This is a genomic window from Lysobacter sp., assembly GCF_035655815.1.
Classification (GTDB): domain Bacteria; phylum Pseudomonadota; class Gammaproteobacteria; order Xanthomonadales; family Xanthomonadaceae; genus Lysobacter_J.
On record NZ_DASRTS010000035.1, the window covers coordinates 26092 to 44586 of the forward strand.

The window sequence follows — 18495 nt, forward strand, 5'->3', positions numbered from 1 at the left end:
CGCCGCGCCGCGAGGGCGCGGCGACCAATCGGGGCTTGCTTACTTGCTGGCAGCTTTCTTCGCGACCTTCTTGGCGGGTCGCTTGGCTGCCTTGGTCGCGGCCTTCTTGGTGGGCCGCTTTACTGCCTTGGCCGCCTTGCTGGCGGCGGTTCCGGTGGCCGCCTTGCGGGTGGTCTTCCTGGCGGCGGTTTTCTTGACGGCGACCTTCCTGGTCGTCTTGCGCGCGGCGGTCACGGCCTTCTTCGCCTTGGCCGTCTTCTTGGCGGCCTTGCGCTTGGCGGCGCCAACGTCGCGCTTGGCGGTGCCCTTGGCCTTGGCCACCGCGGTCTTGCCAGCCTTGCGGGCGGACTTCACCTGCTTGGCCGCCTTCTTCTTGGCGGTGGTCGCCTCGCGCTTGAGCGTGGCGGCCTCCTTGCGTGCCTTGGCGCTGGCCTCGGCGAGCTTCTTCTTCGCCTTGCCGACCGCCTTCCTGGCGGCCTTGCGTGCGTTCTCGACGGCTTCGCGTGCGCTGGTCACGGCGTCGTCGGCGCGCTGCATGACCGCGTGACTGATGTTGGTGGCCGTGTCCTTCACGTTATCGGCGGCCTGTGTCAGGGTCGCCGTCACTCCGTTGCCATTGCTCATGTGTGCCCTCCTGACGGGCGTCTCATTCGTTTGGCGGTCGGTAATCGGGGTGGTGCGTGAGCGATGCTATACCTGCTGCATGCACGCGCAACGACACGCATCGCGCGGGCCTGCAACTGCAACACGAACGCGGAGCCGGCCCGGGTTCCGCGTGCAGCACGAAGCGCGATGTCCTTTGCCGCGCTACTCCATTCCGATGGAAACCGCGCGCCTGGCGCGCTGCCGGAAGCCGATGCAGGCCGCCATTGGCGACCTGCGCCCGCCCCGGCCTGTTCCCGCTCGGCCGGACCCTGCTGCGGGGCAAATATTGCACATCCGGACGCGCCTGACCACTAGATGTTGGGTCGGGTTGGGCGGTCCGCAACTGGCGAGCATGGGCCCGGGCGGCTGAATGCGCTCGGCCGCCGGGGCTGGTTCAGGCCGGCGATCGGGAGTCCTGCGCGGTGCGGCCTCCGGCCAGCGGCAGGACGGGCTCGATCAGCGCACGCGCATGCACCAGGGATTCGACGACACGGTGGCCGAGCGAGCGCGTGGCCTCGTCGGGATGGACAAGGTCCGGCACCTGGATCGGCGTCATGCCGGCGGCGAGCGCGGCGCGCACGCCGGGGCCGGAGTCTTCCAGCACCACGCAGCGCGCGGGCTCCACGCCCAGGCGCTGCGCGGCCAGCAGGTAGATGTCCGGCGCGGGCTTGGCGTGGGCCACGTCGCTGCCGGTGATCACGTCGTGGAAATGCGGCAGCAGGCCGCAGCGCTCCAGCTTCTGCAGCGCGCGGTCGCGACGCGTGGAAGTGGCGACTGCGCGCGGGATGCCGCGCTCGTCCAGCAGTTGCAGCAGTTCGATCACGCCGGCCTTGAGCGGCAGCCCGGCTTCGACGTGTGCGTCGTAGCGCAGCTGCAGCTCGTGCAGCAGCGCGGCCACCTGCTCCTCGGCCAGCCGCTCGCGCAGCATGTCGTGGCAGACGCGGTCGGATAGGCCCACGAACGACAGCCACAGCGCGTCGTCCAGCGTCAGCCCCAGGTGCTGCGACGACTCGCGCCAGCACTGCAACAGCGCGCGCTCGCTTTCGATCATCAGGCCGTCCATGTCGAACAGGACCGCGGCGGGGGCGAAATCGATGGGCAGGCTCATGTGGATTGCGTGGCTCCGAACAGGCGTTGCAGGTCGGCATCGTCGAGCAGGCGCCACTGGCCCGCTGGCAGATCGCCGAGTTCAAGACCGCCGATGCGGCTGCGGTGCAGCGTGTCGACGTGATTGCCAACCGCGGCGAACATGCGGCGCACCTGGTGGTAGCGGCCTTCGGTCAGCGTGAGTGCGGCGTGGCGCGGGTCGGCCACGTGCAGCTGCGCGGGCGCGAGCGGCGTGGTTTCCGACTCCAGCATCAGCGTGCCGCTGGCGAACACCTCGCCCTCGTCGCCGCGCAGGTCGTGCGCGAGCGTGGCCTCGTACACCTTCGCCAGCTTCGCCTTGGGCGAGACGATGCGATGCAGCAGCGTGCCGTCGTCGGTCATCAGCAGCAGGCCGCTGGTGTCGCGGTCCAGCCGGCCGACGCTGGACAGCAGTGGCGAACGCAGGCGGAAGCGCGGCGGCAGCAGCTCGTAGATGACGCGGCCGGGATCCTTCGTCGAGCAGGTGTAGCCGACCGGCTTGTGCAGCATCAGCGCCATGCCGGCGGGCGGATCGAGCGGCTCGCCGTCGATGCGGATGGTGTCGAACGGCACCTTGTCGTCGGCGTACAGCACCTCGCCCGCGGCATCGGTAACGAGACCTTCGCGGAACATCGCGGCGACGTCCTTGCGGCTGCCGTAGCCGAGGTTGGCGATCAGCTTGACCAGTTTCATCGTGAGGCTCCTTCGCCCGCGCGCACCGCTTCGACCACCTTGAATCCGTCCTGCTGCGCCACCGTGCGCACCTGCGCGAAGTGCGCGGCGAGTTCGGCCTCGTACGGCAGGTGGCGATTGGCGACCAGCCACAGCCGGCCGCGCGGCTTCAGCGACTGCGCAGCCACCGCGATGAAGCGGCGGCCCAGATCAGGCCGGTCCGCGCGCGACTGCGCATGGAACGGCGGATTGCACACGATGGCGTCGTAGCGATGCTCCAGGCCGCGCGTGACGTCGTGCCAGTGGAACTGCAGCTTCACGCGCGGCGCGAACTCCGCCAGGTTGGTGCGCGCCAGTTCCAGCGCGCGCAACTCGGCTTCGTAGAGATCCAGCGCGGTGATCTGCGGACAGCGGGTCAGCAGTTCGCTCGACAGATAGGCGTAGCCGGCGCCGAGATCGGCGGCATGGCCGGAAAGATCGGTCGGCAGGTGCCCGGCCAGCAGGCGCGACGCCGCATCGATGCGGTCCCACGCGAACACACCGGGGCGGCTGACGAAGCGCCCGTCGGCGATGGGCCGCGGCGCGTCGGCCTGCAACCATTGCTGCATGAGGTCCGCATCGGCAGGTCCATCCAGCGGCGCGGTCCAGAACACGCGGCACTTGTGCTTGGATTCGCTCGACAACGGCCCGGCCAGGCGCGCGAGATCGGCCTCGCCGGACTTCGCGCCTTCGTTGTTGGGCAGGCAGGCCACCACGCGTCCGCCGGGTGCGCAGCGTGCGACCGCGCGCGCAAGCAGCGCACGCGATTCCTCGCGCTGGCGCGGCGGCAGCACCAGCACCAGCGGATGGCGCTGCGCGTCGTCAGCCTCGACGAGGCTGAAACCGGAACGCTGCAGCGCATCGGCTTCGGGCCGCCAGCTCTGCTCGCACACCAGCCCGGGCCATGCGCGCTGGTGCAGCGGCCAGCCTTCGCGCGCGCGCAGGAACAACGCGCCGCCTTGCGCGGGCCACGCAAGCAAACCGTCCATGAACGGCATGAACAGGGTCGGCAGTGCGACGTCGCCTTCGTCGGCGCGCATGTACGGGTCCGTGCGTGTGATGGCCGTCAATTCTACGCAAGCCCCGCGGACTTCGCCGATGCCCGCCGCGGCGGCTTCATGCGGATTCAACGCGCGCCGGGCGACGATGACCGGCGTATCAATCGCAGGAGAAACGCGATGCGCGCCCTTTTCGTCGGTGGTGTGGTCGACAACAGCGAACTCGATCTGGACGGCGCCGAGCCGCCGATGCACTACCCCGAGAACACCGGTGGCGGACAACCCCGTTACCGTCTGCACCAGATCGGCCTGCGCGATGGCGAGATCGCGTATGCCGTCTACGGCGCGCCGGAACTGGCGCACGAGGAAGTGGACCGCGTGGTGCGCGAACGCGACTATCCGCGGCGTTTCAGCGCAAGGCCGCAGGGTGTTGTGCAGTAGCGCGATGCCGGTTGCGATGCGTATGTAGCCCGGGCAAGGCCGCAAGTCGCACCCGGGTTGCGGCGAGGCGATACCCGGGGTGCTTCGCCTACTTGGGCCAGCTTGCGGCGACGCTTCGTTCATCGCACCGCCGCCCTCCATGGCGCAACCGTGGAACGAACGGACCACCCGGCCCGACCATCCATGGTCGTGCGTTCGGCAGACCACGCGGCCGTGCCGCGTAAGCGGCCTACCTCACCCCTGCAGCTCGCGCAGCGTCACCGACGGTGGCGCATCGAGAACGCGCCGTGTCGCGAACAGGCCGGCCAGCAACGCGGCCAGCACGCCCAGCGCGGCACCGACGGCGGCCATGCGCCAGTCCGGTTCCCACGGCAGGTCGAACACCTGCGTGGCCACCACGCCGGCCAGCACCGAGGCCGCGATGGCGGCAGTGAGGCCTGACAGAAGGCCGATGGCGGCGAACTCCGATGCCTGCGCCAGTCGCAACTGGCGACGGCTACCGCCAATGGCGCGCATCACGCCGCCTTCGAGCAGGCGTTCGTCCTGGCTCGCGCTCACTGCGGCCATCAGCACCAGCAGACCGGCCACCAGCGAGAAATAGAAGACCACTTCGACCACCGTCGACACCTGGTCGGCCGTGCTGCGCACCTGCTTGAGCACGGCGTCGATGTCGATGACCGACAGGTTGGGGAAGCGCTCCACCAGATCCGCGGTGAAGCGCGTGCGTTGCGGCGGCACGCTGACCGCGGTGATGTGGCTGGCCGGGAATCCGTCCAGCGAACCCGGCGAGGCGATCACGAAGAAGTTGGGACGGAAGCTCTCCCATTCCACGCTGCGCAGGCTGGTGATGGTGCCGGTGAACGCCTGGCCGGCGATGTCGAACGAGATGCGGTCGCCGATCTTCCAGCCCAGGCGCTCGGCGAACTCCTCCTCCACCGACACTTCCGGCTTCGCGGGCTTGCGCCCGTTCCAGAACTCGCCGGCGGTGACGCGGTTGTCGTCGCGCAGGTGGTCGGCCACCGACAGGTTGAACTCGCGTTCGGCCAGGCGCTGCGCGCGTGCGCCCTGTTCGACGTAATCCTTGCCGGTCACCGGCTTGCCGTTGTGGGCGACCAGACGGCCGCGGATCATCGGATACAACGTCGGCGGCGCCACGCCCTGCTCGGCGATGAAGGCGCGCACGTCGGCGACCTGGTCGTCCTGCACATTGATGATGAAGCGGTTGGGCGCTTCCTCGGCCAGCGCGAGCTGCCAGCGGTCCAGCAGGTCGGTGCGCACGAAGGTGAGCAGCAGCAGTGCCATCAGGCCAAGGCCCAGCGCCGACACCTGCGCGATGCTCGCGCCCGCACGCCGGCTGACGTTGGCCAGGCCGTAGCGCAGGCTGCCGCGCAGGCGCGAACGCGCGCGGCGCACCACCACGATCAGCAACCACGCCAGCAGCGCGAGCACCGCCAGCGTCGCGACGATGCCCAGCAGCATCGACAGGCCCAGTGCCGCCGAGCCGGCCTTCCACCACAGCAGCGCCGCCAGACCGCCGAGACCCGCGATGGCGACGAGCCACGCGCTGGGCTCCGTCGGATCGAGATCGCGGCGCAGCACGCGCAGCGCGGGCACGCGGCGCAGCGCGAGCACCGGCGGCGCACCGAACGCCATCAGCACCACCAGGCCGACGCCGTACCCCTGCACCGCCGGCATCCAGCCCGCCGGCGGAATCGACAACTTCAGCGCCTGCGCCAGCCAGCCGCCGATGGCCCACTGCAACGCGAACGCGAGCGCGACGCCCACGCTGCTGGCAATGAGTCCCAGCATCAGCAACTCGCCCAGTTGGATGCCGACCAGCGTGCGCTGGCTGGCACCCAGGCAGCGCATCACGGCCGAACCGGACAGATGCCGCGCGCTATGCCGGCGCGCCGCCATCGCCACCGCCACCGCAGCCAGCACCACCGACACGAGCGCCGCCAGGCCTAGGAAGCGGCCGGCACGATCGAGTGCGGAGCGGATCTCCGGACGCGCGTCGGAAATGGTTTCCAGCCGCTGTCCGCGGCCGAGCGCCGGTTTGGCCATGGCGACGAATTGCTCCACGGCCGACGCGGGCCCGGCGATCACCAGCCGATAGCGGATGCGGCTGCCTTCCTGCACCAGGCCCGTGGACGGCACGTCGGCCAGGTTGAGGAACACCTTCGGCGCGACGTTGAAGTAATCCAGCGCGGCATCCGGCTCCTGCACCACCAGCGCGGCGAGGCGGAAGCGCGCATCGCCCAGCGATACCTCATCGCCCACGCGCGCGCCGAGCGTGTCCGCGCCGGCACGGCTCATCCACACGGTGCCGCGTGCGGGCACGTCGCCTGCGTCGCGTTCGACACCGCCTGCGTCGACGATGCGGAAACTTCCGCGCAACGGAAAGCCGCTGCCCAACGCACGCAGATCGCCGAGCTGCAGGCGCTCGCCGGCGCGGATCATGGTCTGCAGTTCCATCGTCTCGGTGCGCTGCAGCTGCGGCGCGTTGGCCGCCTCGCGCACCGCGCCGGTGATGGGCGTATCGCCGCGCACCACCGCATCGCCGCCGAGCAGGCGATTGGCTTCGATGGCGAGCGCACGCTCCGCACGGTCCGTCACGAAGCCGACCGCCGTGACCGCGAGCACCGCCAGCACCAGCGCCGCGATCAGGATGCGCACGTCGCCCGCCGCGAGATCGCGGCGCAGCTGGCGCCACGCGAGCGTGAACGTCCTCATGACGACACCAGGCGACCGCTGTCCAGGCGCAGCAGGCGGCTGCAGCGCGACGCCAGGTGTTCGTCGTGCGTGACCAGCACGAGCGTGGTGCCGGCGTGCGCGTTGAGTTCGAACAGCAGCTCGATGATGGCCTGGCCGGTGTGCGTGTCGAGGTTGCCTGTAGGTTCGTCGGCGAACAGCAGCGAAGGCTGCGTCACGAACGCGCGCGCCAGCGCGACGCGCTGCTGCTCGCCGCCGGACAACTGGCGCGGGTAGTGGCCCAGGCGCTGGCCCAGCCCGACCTTCTCCAGGATGCCGCGGGCGGGCGCCTCGACTTCGCGATCGCCGCGCAGTTCGAGCGGCAGCATCACGTTCTCCAGCGCAGTCAGCGACGGCAGCAGCTGGAAGTTCTGGAACACGAAGCCGACCTTCTCGCCGCGCACGCGCGCACGGCCGTCTTCATCCAGCGTCGACAGCGGCTCACCACCCAGCGTCACACGCCCGCTGCTGGGCGTGTCCAGCCCAGCGAGCAACGACAGCAGCGTGCTCTTGCCCGAACCCGAGGCTCCCACTATCGCCACGGTGTCGCCGTGCGCGATGTCGAACGACACATCATCCAGGATGGTGAGTTCGCCCGACGGCAGCATCACGCGCTTGCCGAGGCCGGCAACCTGAAGCACGGCGGAAGTGGTGGTACGCGGCGCGATGGAATCGGCCATGATGGTCCTTATGCTGGTGGAGCCCGGGCGGGGTTCTTCGATCATCGGGAGCAAGGATTAAATGTTCTTTAAAGATCTGTTCTACGGCGCATCCGTGCCGTCCATGAGGGCATATGGCCGATCACGCGGCCTCGTGCAATGTGCCATGCGCTGGGTTGCGGCGATGTCGCTGGCCTTGGCCGTTGCCCTGCCCGCGTCCGCGCAGACCGCGGCGAAGGCCACGCCCGCACCGAAGCCGGCACGCACGGTGCTGGTAATGGGCGATTCGCTGTCGGCCGGATACGGGCTGACTGCATCGCAGGGCTGGGTGGCGCTGACCGCGGACCGCATCGCGAAAACGAAGCCGGGCTGGCGCGTGGTCAACGCGAGCATCAGCGGCGAAACCACCGCCGGTGGTGCCGCGCGCATCGATGGCGAACTCAAGCGGAACAAGCCGTCAGTGGTGGTGATCGAACTGGGCGCCAACGATGGCCTGCGCGGATTGCCGCTGGCGCAGTCGCGCAGCAATCTCGATCGCATGATCCGTGCATCGAAGGCCGCCGGTGCGAAGGTATTGCTGATCGGCATGCGTATGCCGCCGAACCTGGGCCGCGAGTACACGCAGGGATTCAGCGACAACTACGCCGCATTGACGAAGCAGCATGGCGTGGCGTTGCTGCCGTTCCTGCTGGAGCCGATCGCACTGGATCGCAATGCGTTCCAGGACGACAACCTGCATCCGGTCGCAACCGCGCAACCAAAGCTGCGCGATCACGTGTGGATGCAGCTCGAGCCATTACTGCGATGACAGCGAGCCGGATCCGCGAACAGGAATTCCATCGCACGCATCGACCACGCATCTACCGCGTGTCTACCAATCATTTCCCGACGAACGGTCTTGCATTCAAATTTACGAATGCGTAACGTGCGCGGCCTTCGCAGTCACACATCAATTTGATCTTCGCAACGCCATGAACATTTTCTTCCCCATCGCCCAGCACGACGCACGCAAGCCCAACGGCTTCGGTCTGCGTGCGCGCGACGAACACGGCCACTGCGACTGATCTCCTGCACACGGGAGGTCGGTCACCCCGACCTCCCGAGGAACGCGAACGCCCTCGGGTCCGCAACCCGGGGGCGTTTTCTTTTTGGCGTTCGCAAAGGCCAACACACGATCACAACGCGATTGCATCGCGCGATCCCGAAGCATCCGGAACATGCTGGTTTCGAGGCAGGGAACGCCGTGAAGCGCTGATGCGCTGTGCCTGGATGCTTCGGCACGGGCGGCACGCGGATGCACTCGCACAACGGATTGATGTCTTCGGGTTCGCCGCCCGGAGGCGTCAGTGCACGGCACATCGGCGGAACATCCACAGCGGCACGGGTTCGTGGCGGAAGCCTCACCCTTCCGGTGCGCGCGGCGCTGCCGTGGCGTATGCCGTGGATCGATGCAGTGTGTCGTGAGCGGACGATAGCTCAGCAGGAAGAGCATCGGCTTCACGCCGACGCCACCGGTTCGAATCCGGTTCGTCCACCACTGGATAGCTCAGTCGGGTAGAGCATCAGGTTCATCACCTGAGTGTCGCGGGTTCGATTCCCGCTCCAACGACCTGTCACGTCGTTATCCAAGGGCGAAAGCCCACAACGGAAACACCCCGCGCGGTGTTCCACCGGCACGTCGCCATGTGCGTCGTGCACAACGGAACGCCGCAGCGGTGACATCGCCGACCTGTTGCCCTCGAAGCATGAGCGACGGTTGTACGAACGCAATCCTGGCAGCGTCATCGCCATGGAGCGCGGAACGCAGCCGCCGCGTGCAGGCAGCGCAACGGGGCCGCGATGTTGGCGTGGGGTGTTTCCATCTTCTTCTTTTCCTCCTGTCTGCAGGAGGGAGCGTGCTCGGTTTGGCGCATGCGCCGACGTATGCCGCAACCCTCTTCCAGCGAAGAGCAGCATAAGCAACGCGACAACCGATCCCTCGCGCACAAGCGGATCGGACCACCAGAGCCAACAAGGAGACATGAAGATGTTCTGGACCAAGAGGGTCGTGATCGGTGACGGCGAGCGCGGCCTGGTGTATCGCAACCGTCAACTCGAAGCCGTGCTGAAGCCCGGCGTGTACAGCTGGTTCGATCCGCTGGACCGGATCGAAGTGAAGCTGCACAACATCGTGCTGCGCCCGGAATACGTGGGCAGCGACGAGAGTGCGCTGATCGATCGCCTCGGCGATGCGCTCGGCGAGACCTTCGTGCTGGCCGACATCGGCATGGACGAGGTCGGCCTGGTACTGAAGAACGGCAGGATCGAAGAGGTCCTGGCGCCCGGCGAGCGTCGCCTGTACTGGAAGGGCCCGGTGTCGGTGGAGGTTCGCACGCTGTCGCTGGACGAGACGCTGGAAGTTCCGGCGGCGGTCGCCGCGCGCCTGCGCCAGTTGTCCTCGCTGGAGCGTGTGGCGGTGGTGCTGGCGGTGCCGGCGGAGTTCGCCGGCCTGGTCTTCATCGACGGCAGGCTGGCGCGCGTGCTCGATCCGGGCACCTACGCGTTCTGGAACTTCCGCCGCAACGTCGTGGCACAGTCGGTCGATCTGCGCGTGCAGTCGATCGACGTGTCGGGCCAGGAGCTGCTGACGCGCGACAAGGTGAGCCTGCGCGTCAATCTGGCCGCCAGCTTCCGCGTCACCGACGCGGTGGCCGCGATCACGCGCGTCGCCAAGTACGGCGAGTACGTGTACCGCGAGCTGCAGTTCGGCCTGCGCAAGGCGATCTCCGCCAAGACGCTGGACGAACTGCTGGGCGACAAGGCCTCGCTGGACGCCGACATCTTCGGCTACGTGCGCGGCCGCACCGGCGAACTCGGCATCCAACTGCTCGGCGTGGGCGTCAAGGACGTGATCCTGCCGGGCGAGATGAAGGAGATCCTCAACAGCGTCGTGCAGGCGGAGAAGGCGGCCCAGGCCAACGTGATCCGTCGTCGCGAGGAGGCGAACGCCACGCGTTCCCTGCTCAACACCGCACGTCTGATCGAGGAGAGCCCGGTGCTGATGCGCCTGAAGGAGCTGGAGGCTCTGGAGAAGGTGACCGAGAAGATCGACAAGCTGACTGTGTTCGGCGGCCTGGATGGCCTGATGAAGCAGTTGGTGAGCCTGAAGCAGTAACCCGTGGGCCGGACGGATTCGGCCCGCGGACAGGCACGGACTGAGCAATCGCAACGACTGAAACACCGAATCAGAACGACGCCCGGCGTAGTGTCGGGCAGACAAGGACAACGTCATGAACACGCAACACGATTACGAGCTCCTGCACGCCGAGGGTGCGTCCACGCCGATCAAGGGCTGGGTGCGCGGCGTGCCGGTCGAGGACAAGGCACGGCAGCAGCTGCGCAACATCGCCACCCTGCCCTTCGTCGGGCCGTGGGTGGCGGTCATGCCCGACGTGCACCTGGGCATTGGTGCGACGGTCGGATCGGTCGTGCCCACGCAGGGCGCGATCATCCCGGCCGCCGTCGGCGTCGACATCGGCTGCGGCATGGCCGCGGTCCGCACGACGCTGCGCGCCAGCGACCTGCCCGACGACCTGTCGCTGCTGCGCAATTCCATCGAGCGCAGCGTCCCGGTCGGCAACGGCCCGGGCGGCGATCATCGCCGCATTCCGGACAGCGTCGAGACGAGGCTCGCGCAGTCGGGCCTGATGGCACGGCTGGAGGTGATCCGTCGCAAGCATCCGAAGATCCGCCCCGACAAGGCGGACCGCCAGATCGGCACGCTGGGCGGCGGCAACCACTTCATCGAGATCTGCCTGGACGAGAGCGACGCGGTGTGGGTGATGCTGCACTCGGGCTCGCGCGGCACCGGCAACCTCATCGGCACGTACTTCATCGAGCTGGCGCGCCGCCAGCTGGAGAAGCGCGTGCTCGGTTTCCACGTGCCCGACCGCGACCTCGCGTTCTTTCTGGAAGGCGAGGACCTGTTCGCGGACTACGTGGAGGCGGTGTCGTGGGCGCAGGACTACGCGCGTGCCAACCGCGAGGCCATGATGGGCCGCGTGCTGCACGAGATGCGCCACCGGCTGCCGAAGTTCCAGCTGGAGAAGGCGGCAGTGAACTGTCACCACAACTACGTCCAGCGCGAGGAGCACTTCGGCCAGCCGCTGCTGGTGACCCGCAAGGGCGCCGTCAGCGCACGCGAAGGCGAGCTGGGCATCATCCCGGGCAGCATGGGCGCACGCAGCTACATCGTGCGCGGCAAGGGCAACGCGGACAGCTTCCACAGCTGCAGCCACGGCGCCGGCCGCGTGATGAGCCGCACCGCCGCCCGCGCGCAGATCACGCTGAAGCAGCACCGCGAGGCCACCGCACACGTCGAATGCCGCAAGGACGCCGGCGTGATCGACGAGTCACCCGCCGCGTACAAGGACATCGACGCGGTGATGGCCGCGCAGTCGGAGCTGGTGGACATCGTGCACACGCTGAGGCAGGTGGTGTGCGTGAAGGGGTGAGGCCACGCGCTTGCGAAGCGTAGCTTCGCGCGTGGCCGAACGCCCGGCCATGGATGGCCGGGCCGGGCGTTCCGGAGCCGATCGCGTTACGCCCTGGATGGCAGCGACACCTTCATCGAAGCACCGAACGCGGCCTGCCGCGCGGCAGGCCGAACGCCCGGCCATGGATGGCCGGGCCGGGCGTTCCGGAGCCGGTCGCGCTACGCCATGGAGGGCAGCGACACCTTCATCGAAGCAGCACGTGCGCCATGTCGCGCGTGGCCGAACGCCCGGCCATGGATGGGCGAGGAGGAATGCTTGCGCGCCACTGGCGCGCATTCCGACGAGCGCCCGGCCATGGATGGCCGGGCCGGGCTTTCCGAAGCCAGTCGCGTCGCGCCATGGATGGCAGCGACACGTTCATCGAAGCACCGAACGCGGCATGCCGTGCGACAAGCCGAACACCGGCCATGGATGGGCAAGGAGGAATGCTTGCGCGCCACTGGCGCGCGTTCCGACGAACGCCCGGCCATGGATTGGCCGGACCGGGGCTCCAAAGCCAGTCGCGCTACGCCATGGATGGCAGCCACACGTTCAATCGAAGCACCAAGCGCGGCATGTCGTCATTTCCGCAAGACCGGAATCCACGGACCTTTTTTGAGCCTTGCTGTCCGCCTGCTGAAACATAGTTCCGCGCTAGCCTGGCTGGCAGAAGCTATGGCTCTCGTAATCAGGTGCACCGGGAAAGCGTGAAACGTCCCTGGATCCCCGCCTTCGCGGGGACGAGCAAAGGCAACAGCAACACCATCAGTAACGACATCAAACATCAACAACATCAAACATCAACAACATCACGACATCAGACATCAATGCCGCGCGGCAGCCCGAACGCCCGACCATGAATGCCATCGATCTTCGTCGCATGCGGCGCATTACGCCTTCGGCTAATGCGCCCTACGTGGATGGGCGGTACGGCCGGATATGACTCTGTATGGCGCAATAACATTGCGCCACGGCGCTCTCGATCTCCATCGCATGCGGCGCATTACGACCTAGCCTTTGCGCCCCACGTGGGTTTGTCAGGCGCGTCGCAATGCTCCCGGCGCAGCGGCGAAACGCATGGCCAGTTGCCAGAGCGCCGAGATCGCCAGGCATGCCACCACCAGCACGCTCCAGTCGGACGATGGCGTGGAGGAAGCCGGCCACAGCGCAGCAAACGCCGGCCACCACGACGCGCCGTAAGCATCGACGACCACCATCGCCGCGACCACCAGCGCGCCCATCAACCCGCGCAACAGCCAGCGTTCCACGCGTTCGCCGAACATCTGCGCGTCGGCCACGCGCTGCACGATCTGCGCGGCCAGGTCGAACGGCAGCGGTTCCATCGCGGGCGTGCGCAATGCGCGCGCGATCAGCCGGTACTCGGCCAGGCGCGAATCGGCCGGGTCCAGCGGCAGGCCACGGCGTTCCTGTTGCAGCGCGCGTTCCTGCGCACGCCATTCCTCGTCGTGCCGGCGCCATCCGGCATCGTGCGGTGGATCGGGGCGTCGATCGTTCGTCGTGTTCATGCGGTCACTCCCATCCGGGCATGCAGGCGCTCGCGCAGACGCGCCCGGCTCCGGAACAGATGGCTCTTGATCGTACCTTCGGCGAGTCCGGTGATGCGGGCGATCTCGCCAATGGGCACTTCGTCCAGGTGATACAGCGTGAGCAGGGTCCGCTGCAGCGGCGGCAGGGCCTCGATCTCCTCGTGCAGGCCGGCCGCGATCTCGGCGTCCGCGCAGGCCGCCTCGATGTCGAACCCGTCGCTGACCTGGTCCAGCAGCGACACGCCGTCGTCGTCGCCCACCGGTTCGGCGATGGCGATGCGGCGCTTTTCCAGGTGACGCTTGGCCATGGAGTAGGCGACCTGGCCGATCCACGACTTCAGCGCGCTTTCGCCGCGGTACTGGTGCAGGCACTGGTGCACGCGCAGGAAGGTTTCCTGGCACAGCTCGCGGGTGTCTTCCGGCTGGCGGACCATGCGCTGGATGATGTGCCAGCACAGACCTTGGTACTCGCGCACGAGCCGTTCGAACGCGCCGGGCACGTTGCCCAGCACGGCATCCACCAGAGCGCGATCGTCCTCGGTCACGGGGTTTCACCGGTCATGACCATGTGGATACGCCGGGGAGGCCGATGGTTGCAACGGATCCTTCACGTCGCTGCTGCAACCGGGCCCGCCCCCGCCGTATCCATGGCCTCAGACCCACCCGAACACTCGACGAGAGGCCGCCATGGACTTCGAAACGCTGATCCCCATCACCCTGTTCATCTGCATCGCCTACGCCATCAAGGCCGTGGTCGATGCGCGCACGCGCGCCAAGTTGATCGCCAGCAACGGCTCGGAAGAGCTGATCCGTTCGCTGGTGCAGGCCGAGGCGTTGCAGCGCCGGCATGCGTCGCTGCGCTGGGGCATCCTGCTGCTGGCGGTGGCGCTGGGCTTCGCGCTGATAGAGGCGTTCGGCTGGCACGAAGTCACCCCTGGCGTGATCGCGGTGCTGCTGGCCGTGACGGGCGTGGGCAACCTGCTGGCGTACGCGGCGTCGCGCAAGCTGGGTTGACGGAACGTTTGCCGCGTTGCTCCCCTTCGCCCGGAACATGACGCGAAGTGGAAGGCCGGCTCGCCGCCTCAGCGCCGGTCCAGCGTCGTACGCAGCACCGGCACCGTGGTGACGTCGTCCACGCCCTTGAAGCCGGCGATGCGTTCGCGCAGGTCGGCCAGTTGGCCCGGCGTGTCCACCTGCACCAGCACCAGCAGGTCCAGTTCACCGGCGACGCTGTGGCACAGGCGCACCTGCGGCAGCGAGGACAGCAGCGGCATCACGTCGTCGCAGCTGAAGCCGTCGGCGTAACGCAGCATCAGCCAGGCCTGCAACGGATCGCCACCGCTGCCCAGGCGCACGGTGTACTGGGCGATCACGCCGGCGTTTTCCAGCCGCTGCAGCCGCTCCTGCACCGTGGTGCGCGACAGGCCCACGGCCTTGGCCAGTGCGACGGTGGACAGCCGCGCGTTGTCCTGCAGCAGGGCGATGAGCTGGCGGTCGGTTTCGTCGAGGGTCTTCATGCGGGGGAGCGGTGCCGGCGACACCGGCATTGTGCCGGGTTGAGACCGGCGTCGGCGAGCGCGCATCGTGGCGTCCTCCCACACGGCATCACCCAGCATGAGCCACTCCCACGGCTTCGCCACGCTTCCGCCACCGCCCTATTACGCGGTGATCTTCTCCTCGCAGCGCAACGGCGCCGACGAGGACGGCTATGCGGCGACCGCCGCGCAGCTGTTCGATGCCGTGCACGGGCAACCGGGTTTTCTGGGCGCGGAATCGGCACGCGATGCGCAGGGCTTCGGCATCACGGTCGCCTACTTCGACAGCGAGGCCTCGATCGCCGCATGGCGCGACGACGCCGCGCACGCGGCCGCGCGCGAACATGGCCGTCGCCACTGGTATCACCACTACGAGCTTCGCATCGCCCGCGTCGAACGCGCCTACGGTGCACGCACGTCCGTCGCTGCGGAGGCCACGGCATGAATTTCGATGCACGCACCGCGCTGATTCCCATCGACGTGCAATGCGGATTCGATTTTCCGCCGTGGCTGGCGCGCAACAACCCGGCGATGGAAACCAACGGCCTGCGCTTGCTCGACGCGTGGCGACGGGCCGGCCTGCCGTTGATCCACGTGCGCCACGATTCGGTGATGGCCGGTTCCTCGCTCGCACCGGGTCATCCGGGCAACGCGCACCGCCCCGGCTTCGCGCCGCTGGAAGGCGAAGCGCTGGTCACCAAGTCGGTCAACGCCGCCTTCATCGGCACCGATCTGGATCTGCGCCTGCGTCGCTTGGGCGTGGATACCGTGGTGCTGTTCGGCATCAGCACGGACATGTGCGTGTCGACCACCGCGCGCGTGGCGGCGAATCTCGGCTACCGCACGGTCGTGGTGGGCGATGCCTGCGCCTGCTTCGACCTGCCGGATGCGGACGGCCGCGTCATTCCCGCCGACCAGATCCAGCGCGCGCACCTGGCCACGCTGCGCGCGGAGTTCGCGCAGGTGGTGGACACCGACGAGGCGATCGCCGCGCTGATGACCCGCGCGGCCTGATCCGCGCAAGGACACCCAAAAAAACGAACGCGCCCCGGAGGTCCGGGGCGCGTCGTCGTCATCATCGCGGCGGAAGGCGCGGCTCAAGTACTGCCGTGAGCCTTCCGACGGGCAAGGTCGTCAGAACTTGCCGTAATACCCTTCCTTGAGCGCGTCGAACAGGTTGGCGGCGGTGTGCATCTCGCCGTCGTACTCGATCTGCTCGTTGCCCTTCACTTCCAGCACGCTGCCGTCTTCCAGTTCGAAGCGGTAGGTGGTGTTCTCCAGGTCCGCTTCCTTCACCAGCACGCCCTGGAAGGCGGCCGGGTTGAAGCGGAACGTGGTGCAGCCCTTCAGGCCCTGCTGGTGCGCGTAGCGGTAGATGTCCTTGAACTGCTCGTACGGATAGTCCGTCGGCACGTTGGCGGTCTTGGAGATCGAGCTGTCTACCCACTTCTGCGCGGCCGCCTGCACGTCGACGTGTTCTTTCGGCGTGATGTCGTCGGCGGCGATGAAGTAGTCCGGCAGCTTCGCATCCGGCTCTTCGGAGAACGGCATCGCCTTGGCGTTGATCAGTTCGCGGTAGGCCAGCAGCTCATAGCTGTAGACGTCGACCTTTTCCTTGGTCTTCTTGCCTTCGCGGATCACGTTGCGGCTGTAGTGGTGCGCAAACGAGGGCTCGATGCCGTTGGACGCGTTGTTGGCCAGCGACAGCGAGATGGTGCCGGTCGGCGCGATCGAGCTGTGGTGGGTGAAGCGTGCGCCGGTGTCGGCCAGTTCGTCGACCAGTTCCGGCGCGACTTCGGCGATGCGCTGCATGTAGCGGCTGTAGCGCGCGTGCAGCACGCGGCCCGGGATTTCCTGGCCGATCTTCCAGCCGTCCTTCTTCATCTCCGGACGCTTGCGCAGCATCTCGGCGGTGACGGTGAACACCTCGTCCATGATCGGCGCGGCGCCCTTTTCCTTCGCCAGCGCCAGGCCCATTTCCCAGCCGGCCACGGCCATCTCGCGGGCGATGCGCTCGGTGAACTCGCACGATTCCTTGCTGCCGTACTTCATCTTCAGCATGGTCACGGTGCTGCCCAGGCCCAGGAAGCCCATGCCGTGCCGGCGCTTGCGCATGATCTCGTCGCGTTGCTGCGGCAGCGGCAGGCCGTTCACCTCGACCACGTTGTCGAGCATGCGGGTGAACACGCGCACGACTTCCTTGTATTCCTCCCAGTCGAAGGAGGCCTTGTCGGTGAACGGGTCGCGCACGAATTTGGTCAGGTTGACCGAGCCCAGCAGGCAGGCGCCGTACGCCGGCAGCGGCTGCTCGCCGCACGGATTGGTGGCGCGGATGTTCTCGCACCACCAGTTGTTGTTCATCTCGTTGACGCGGTCGATGAGGATGAAGCCCGGCTCGGCGTAGTCGTACGTCGAGACCATGATCATGTCCCACAGGTGGCGCGCACGGATGTGGCCGTAGATGCGGCAGGCCACCAGGCCGTCGTCGCGGACGATGTAGTTGCGGTGGGTCGGCCACTCGCGCCACACCACCTGGCTGGCGTCCGCCAGGTCCAGGTCGTCGCGCTCCTTCACGTGTACCGGGAACACCAGCGGCCAGTCGGCGTCCTGGTCCACCGCTTCCATGAAGCCGTCGGTGATCAGCAGCGAGAGGTTGAACTGGCGCAGGCGGCCGTCCTCGCGCTTGGCGCGGATGAAGTCCTTCACGTCCGGATGGCTGACGTCGAACGTGCCCATCTGCGCGCCGCGGCGACCGCCAGCGGAGGACACGGTGAAGCACATCTTGTCGTAGATATCCATGAAGGACATCGGGCCGGACGTGTACGCGCCGGCGCCGGCGACGAACGCGCCGCGCGGACGCAGCGTCGAGAACTCATAGCCGATGCCGCAACCGGCCTTCAGCGTCAGGCCGGCCTCGTGCACCTTCTCCAGGATGCCGTCCATCGAGTCCTCGATGGTGCCCGACACGGTGCAGTTGATGGTCGAGGTGGCGGGCTTGTGCTCGAGCGCGCCGGCGTTGGAGGTGATGCGGCCGGCGGGAATCGCCCCGCGGCGCAGCGCCCACACGAAACGCTCGTTCCAGTACTGCTGCTTCTCGGACGTGGGCTCGGCCTCGGCCAGCGCCCTGGCCACGCGCTGGTAGGTGGCGTCGATGTCGGCGTCCACCGCCTGGCCGGCCTTGGTCTTCAGCCGGTACTTCTTGTCCCAGATGTCCTGGGACGCGGGCTGCATCGGGATCTCCCGCTCGGCCGCGGCTGTCTTGACCGCCTCGAGGCGCACTGTGCTCATGCCTGTCCTGTCTCCTGTTGCGGGCGGCGGATCGGGACCGCCACCGTGGATTCTTATGTTGGGTCCAGCCCCGTCGCGAACCGCTCAACGGCCAGCGACGGCTATGCCCGCGGCCGCGTTTCCGCGGTCGCGACGGCATCGGTTTTTCGTCGAATCTGCGCTCATCCTGCTCCGTTCCGCGCCCTCCCCCGAAGGCGCTCACAGCTCAGCAACTCAGGCCTGCGGAACCCCAAGTTTGGGCTCCTCCCGCCTGCACGACCACTACATCTTGTGGCGAAGGC

At 67.8% G+C, this 18495-nt stretch carries 17 protein-coding genes and 1 tRNA gene; 8 read left to right on the forward strand and 10 right to left on the reverse strand.

The annotated features are described in order from the left end of the window. Positions 1-39 precede the first annotated feature (39 nt). The 4 genes from VFE83_RS09465 to VFE83_RS09480 all read right to left on the reverse strand — a co-directional run bounded on the left by VFE83_RS09465 (position 40) and on the right by VFE83_RS09480 (position 3521). Positions 40-624, reverse strand: coding sequence for a hypothetical protein (locus VFE83_RS09465; RefSeq protein ID WP_324905429.1), 585 nt, complete (start codon positions 622-624; stop codon positions 40-42). A 415-nt stretch (positions 625-1039) separates the two neighbouring features. Continuing rightward, a complete protein-coding gene (locus tag VFE83_RS09470; protein ID WP_324905430.1) occupies positions 1040-1753 on the reverse strand; it encodes an HAD family phosphatase in 714 nt (237 codons plus the stop codon). Further along, entirely contained in the window at positions 1750-2463 is a 714-nt protein-coding gene (locus tag VFE83_RS09475; RefSeq protein ID WP_324905432.1) for a 16S rRNA pseudouridine(516) synthase, read from the reverse strand. Before VFE83_RS09475 ends, VFE83_RS09470 begins: the two co-directional genes overlap by 4 nt. Next, entirely contained in the window at positions 2460-3521 is a 1062-nt protein-coding gene (locus VFE83_RS09480; protein WP_324905434.1) for a class I SAM-dependent methyltransferase, read from the reverse strand. The genes VFE83_RS09475 and VFE83_RS09480 overlap by 4 nt, the downstream gene beginning before the upstream one ends. A gap of 138 nt (positions 3522-3659) precedes the next feature. Between VFE83_RS09480 and VFE83_RS09485 the strand changes: the two genes are divergently transcribed. Further along, positions 3660-3920 (forward strand): hypothetical protein, encoded by a 261-nt coding sequence (locus VFE83_RS09485; RefSeq protein ID WP_324905436.1) that lies wholly within the window; start codon positions 3660-3662, stop codon positions 3918-3920. Positions 3921-4154: 234 nt separating this feature from the next. Here VFE83_RS09485 and VFE83_RS09490 read toward each other — a convergent pair whose 3' ends face one another. After that, a complete protein-coding gene (locus VFE83_RS09490) occupies positions 4155-6653 on the reverse strand; it encodes an ABC transporter permease (protein ID WP_324905438.1) in 2499 nt (832 codons plus the stop codon). Continuing rightward, entirely contained in the window at positions 6650-7351 is a 702-nt protein-coding gene (locus VFE83_RS09495; RefSeq protein WP_414674716.1) for an ABC transporter ATP-binding protein, read from the reverse strand. Before VFE83_RS09495 ends, VFE83_RS09490 begins: the two co-directional genes overlap by 4 nt. 145 nt (positions 7352-7496) lie before the next feature. On the opposite strand from VFE83_RS09495, the gene VFE83_RS09500 reads away from it, so the two are divergent. From VFE83_RS09500 to VFE83_RS09515, 4 genes are all read left to right on the forward strand, one after another. After that, positions 7497-8138 carry an arylesterase gene (locus VFE83_RS09500; protein WP_324905440.1) on the forward strand — a complete coding sequence of 214 codons (642 nt, stop codon included), beginning with the start codon at positions 7497-7499 and terminating at the stop codon, positions 8136-8138. A 730-nt stretch (positions 8139-8868) separates the two neighbouring features. Further along, positions 8869-8936 (forward strand) — tRNA-Met (locus VFE83_RS09505). Between the two features lie 420 nt (positions 8937-9356). Next, a complete protein-coding gene (locus VFE83_RS09510) occupies positions 9357-10484 on the forward strand; it encodes a slipin family protein (protein ID WP_324905442.1) in 1128 nt (375 codons plus the stop codon). Between the two features lie 115 nt (positions 10485-10599). Beyond that, the gene (locus tag VFE83_RS09515; RefSeq protein WP_324905444.1) at positions 10600-11823 is read left to right on the forward strand and encodes an RtcB family protein; all 1224 of its coding nucleotides are present in this window, start codon (positions 10600-10602) and stop codon (positions 11821-11823) included. A 1058-nt stretch (positions 11824-12881) separates the two neighbouring features. Here the strand turns inward: VFE83_RS09515 and VFE83_RS09520 are convergent. After that, a complete protein-coding gene (locus VFE83_RS09520) occupies positions 12882-13370 on the reverse strand; it encodes a hypothetical protein (RefSeq protein ID WP_324905446.1) in 489 nt (162 codons plus the stop codon). Further along, positions 13367-13936 carry a sigma-70 family RNA polymerase sigma factor gene (locus VFE83_RS09525; RefSeq protein WP_324905448.1) on the reverse strand — a complete coding sequence of 190 codons (570 nt, stop codon included), beginning with the start codon at positions 13934-13936 and terminating at the stop codon, positions 13367-13369. Before VFE83_RS09525 ends, VFE83_RS09520 begins: the two co-directional genes overlap by 4 nt. Positions 13937-14078: 142 nt before the next feature. Between VFE83_RS09525 and VFE83_RS09530 the strand changes: the two genes are divergently transcribed. Further along, positions 14079-14405, forward strand: coding sequence for a DUF6249 domain-containing protein (locus VFE83_RS09530; RefSeq protein WP_324905450.1), 327 nt, complete (start codon positions 14079-14081; stop codon positions 14403-14405). A gap of 68 nt (positions 14406-14473) precedes the next feature. On the opposite strand, the gene VFE83_RS09535 is transcribed toward VFE83_RS09530, so the two are convergent. Continuing rightward, entirely contained in the window at positions 14474-14908 is a 435-nt protein-coding gene (locus VFE83_RS09535) for an Lrp/AsnC family transcriptional regulator (RefSeq protein WP_324905452.1), read from the reverse strand. Positions 14909-15005: 97 nt separating this feature from the next. Between VFE83_RS09535 and VFE83_RS09540 the strand changes: the two genes are divergently transcribed. Continuing rightward, entirely contained in the window at positions 15006-15371 is a 366-nt protein-coding gene (locus VFE83_RS09540) for an antibiotic biosynthesis monooxygenase family protein (protein ID WP_324905454.1), read from the forward strand. Next, entirely contained in the window at positions 15368-15940 is a 573-nt protein-coding gene (locus VFE83_RS09545) for a cysteine hydrolase family protein (RefSeq protein WP_324905456.1), read from the forward strand. Before VFE83_RS09540 ends, VFE83_RS09545 begins: the two co-directional genes overlap by 4 nt. Positions 15941-16060: 120 nt before the next feature. Here the strand turns inward: VFE83_RS09545 and VFE83_RS09550 are convergent, their stop codons facing one another. Continuing rightward, on the reverse strand, positions 16061-18214 hold the full coding sequence (locus tag VFE83_RS09550; protein ID WP_324905458.1) for an adenosylcobalamin-dependent ribonucleoside-diphosphate reductase: 2154 nt from the start codon (positions 18212-18214) through the stop codon (positions 16061-16063). Between the last annotated feature and the right edge of the window lie 281 nt (positions 18215-18495).